The sequence below is a fragment of the Deltaproteobacteria bacterium genome (genome assembly GCA_005879795.1).
Taxonomy (GTDB): domain Bacteria; phylum Desulfobacterota; class Binatia; order DP-6; family DP-6; genus DP-6.
The window spans coordinates 1-3,432 of the sequence record VBKJ01000094.1 but is presented as its reverse complement, the minus strand read 5'-3'; the positions used below and the strand labels follow the sequence as shown (position 1 = coordinate 3,432).

The following is a 3,432-nucleotide window of genomic DNA, read 5'->3' as shown; positions in this document are numbered from 1 at the left end:
CTCGAGGAGCTCGATGCGGGGTTGGTCCACGACCGCGCTCCGCACCCAGAGCAGACGCGAGCCCTCCCCGGCGAAGCCGAGCGCGCTGCGGGCCATGAGCGGCGCGTCTCCGATCCGTCGCGCGATGTCGGCGGCCTGCCGGAACGTCTCGCGCGCCGTGGGCCCATCGCCGGCCTTCCACTGGGCGCCGCCGCGCGCGAGCAGAAGCTCGCAGCGCTCGCGCGCGTCGGCCGGATGCGCTTCCGCGAGGACCTCGAGCGCGCGCTCGAACAGGACCGCCGCGTCCTCGTACGCCAGGGACGCTTCAGCGTACCGCGCGGCTCTGGTGCTGTACGTGATCGCCTTGTCCGCGCCTCCCGCCGGCACCGCCTCGAGGAAATGATGCGCGAGCGTTGCCAGGTGCGGCGTCGGGTCCCTCTGGTGGAGAGTCTCCAGCACTTCGCCGATACGGCCGTGCAGTCGTGCCCGTTCGGCGGCACCCAGCTCCTCGTAGATGGTTTCCCGGATCAGTGCATGGGCGAACCGGTACCGCCCCGCCGTGCGCGGGTCGCGGACGAGGATCTCGCGGCCCAGGGCCGGCCCGAGGACGTCGAGCAGCGCGTCCGCTCCGAGCCCACACGCATGCTGCACGGCACCGAGTCCGAACTCGCGTCCGACGACCGACGCGAGCGTGAGGGCATCCCTGCATGGCGCGGGCAAGGGGGCGAGGCGGCGGCGGATCGCCTCTCGCACGCCTTGCGGCACCGGAAGCCCCCGCGGGATCGTTGCGTCCCGGCGCTCGAGGGCTCTCTCGGCAACGAGCAGGTGCACGATCTCGTCCACGAAGAAGGGATTGCCTTCGGTCTCCCGATGGACGGCTCGCACGAGCGCGGCGGACGCACTGCGGCCGGTCTTCCCCTCGATGAAGAGCGCCACCTCCTCTTCCCCGAAACCGCGCAGCGGGAGGTGGCGCCCGTCACGCGCCAACGCTCCCAGGATGTCGGCGACGTGGGGGTTCTGTCGCGCCTCCATTTCTCGGTACGTCGCAACGACGAGCATCGCCGTGTCGCGCAGCTCGTGAACGAGGAACTGCAGCAGGAGGAGAGACGGTGTGTCGGCCCACTGCAGGTCGTCGAAGACGAGCACGAGCGGTGTGTGGTCGGGGCGACTCTGGAGGAAGGTCGCCACCGCATCGAAGAGATAGAAGCGCGCGTGCTCCGACTGTGGCGGGACGGACGGCGCTGGCGACTGTAGCCCGCCCAGCTCCGGGACGAGCTGCGCGAGGTATGGCGCGCCGGCCCCCCCCACACCGCCTGACAGGGTCTCCGCGTGGGCGATCCGGTGATGGGTACGGAGCACCTGAATCCACGGCCAGTAGGGCGGAGCGCCCTCCCCTTCCCAGCACCGCCCCCAGAGCACGAGGTGACCCTGCTCCGCGGCCTCACGACCCAGCTCCTCCACCAGCCGGGTCTTCCCGACGCCCGCCTCCCCGACGACGAGGAAGAAGCGTCCGCGGCCCGTGACGGCGTCTTCCAGACCCGCGCGCAACTCCACGAGCTCGTGGTGTCGACCGACGAAGACCGCCTCCGTGCGTGGGTGGGGAGGAGGCATCGCCGAGATCATCCCGCTCTCGCGGACTCACGGCAAGGATGGGATGCTCCAGCCCGCGAGGTCCGTCGCCTCTGCCGTATCGGCCCGCGCGCTTGACGCTCGCCGCGCGGTAGTGGCAGACGGCAGCTTGCCGCGGACGCATCCGATGCTCGAGCTGGCATACCAGCAGGGAGGCAGCGAACGAGTGGTCCCGCTCGCCCCCGGGGTTCTGCTGCTCGGGCACTCCCCTTCCTGTAGCGTCGTCCTCCCCGGTAGGGGGATCGCCGACCGCCAAGCCCAGGTGGTGGTCGAGGGAGACCGGTACCGGCTGGTCGACCTCGGCAGCGAGGGCGGCACGTACCTGAACGGCGTCCGGGTGTCCCAGGCCGTCCTCAAGGGCGGCGACCAGATCCGGCTCGGGGAGCAGGTAATCCATGTCCGGCGCGCGCTCGAGAACCGGGTCTTCCTCGATGCCGGGAAGCCGATGGCGGACGCCGCGGCCGGCGCGATCATCCAGCGCGTCGGTGACCTTCAGCGGTCCCTTGACGTCCTGCTGCCGCGAGCAGAGCGCCCGGCCGCCGTCCCTCGACCCGCGGCGTCGCCGACGCCCGAGCCCGCCGAGCTCGCCAGGGCCAACCGCATCCTGCGGAGTGTCTCCGAGCTGGCCCAGGCCCTCATCGCCGCCCAGCCGGAGGAGGTGCCCCGCCGCGTGATGGACGCCGTGTTCGAGCACATCCGCGCCGACCGAGGCTTCATCATGCTGCGCGAAGAGGGAGGGAGCCTCAAGCCGCGCGTGGTGAAGTATCGAAACCCGGCCGAGGAGGCCAGGATCACGATCAGCAAGACCATGGCCGACCGGGTCGTCCACGACCGGGTGGCCATCCTCACCTCCGACGCCCAGGTCGACCCGCGCTTCTCGAGCCGTGACAGCATACGCTCCCACCGCATCCGCTCCGCGATGTGCGTGCCCCTGTGGAAGGGGGACGCGGTCATCGGCATCATCCACGTCGACACGCCCGTGCAGGCCAATAGCTTCACCAAGGCCGACCTGGAGCTCCTGTCGGCGCTCGCCAACTACGCGGCGGTGGCCATCGAGCAGGTCAGGCTCAACGAGAAGATCCGCGACGAGCGCTTCGCGCGCGAGCGGCTCGAGAAGTACTTCTCCCCCTCGGTGGTAGCGCGCATCCTCTCCGAGGGCGAGAAGGAGGCACGGGAATTGGAGGCGACGATCCTGTTCGCGGACATCGTCGGCTTCACTCGCCTGGCGGCGAAGATGAGCCCGCCGGCGGTCGCCGAGCTCCTGAACGACTGCCTCTCCTTCATGGCGGAGGCCGTCTTCGAGCAGGAGGGGACCGTCGACAAGTTCGTCGGCGACTGCATCATGGCGGTGTTCGGCGCTCCCTACACGCAGGCGGACCATGCCGTGCGCGCCGTGCGGGTCGCGCTCGAGATGCGGCGCCGTCTGGCGGAGCTCAATGAGGCTCGGCGCCCGCGTCCGCCGATCGAGATGCGCATGGGCATCAACAGCGGGCGGGTCGTCGCCGGACCCATCGGCTCGACCAAGCGCAAGGAGATCACCGTGCTCGGCGACGCGGTGAACGTCGCCTCGCGTCTCGAGTCCGTGGTCGCCCGGGCCGGCTCGATCGTGGTGGGCGAGCGCACGTTCGAGCTGGTGAAGGGCGTCTTCGTGCTCCGGGACCTCGGCCGGGTGGCCCTCGAGGGCAAGGAGGAGGGGATCAAGGCCTACGAGGTGCTCGCGGAGCGGAACGGCCGAGAACCCGGCAGTCGCTGAGCCGCCTCCCCCGGCGGCCGGCTCTCATCGTCCTACGAGACGGCGTGACGCTGGCGCTCGGGCACGGCCTC

The 3,432-nt window shown here is 70.8% G+C and carries 2 protein-coding genes; one reads left to right on the top strand and one right to left on the bottom strand.

Going from position 1 to position 3,432, the window contains the following annotated elements; genetic code table 11:
• The coding region (locus tag E6J59_04710; protein TMB21880.1) for a hypothetical protein at positions 1 to 1,602 on the bottom strand (1,602 nt) is incomplete at its 3' end.
• 31 nt (positions 1,603 to 1,633) lie between these two features.
• Here E6J59_04710 and E6J59_04705 point away from each other — a divergent pair.
• Positions 1,634 to 3,361, top strand: coding sequence for a GAF domain-containing protein (locus tag E6J59_04705; protein ID TMB21879.1), 1,728 nt, complete (start codon positions 1,634 to 1,636; stop codon positions 3,359 to 3,361).
• Positions 3,362 to 3,432: the final 71 nt, after the last annotated feature.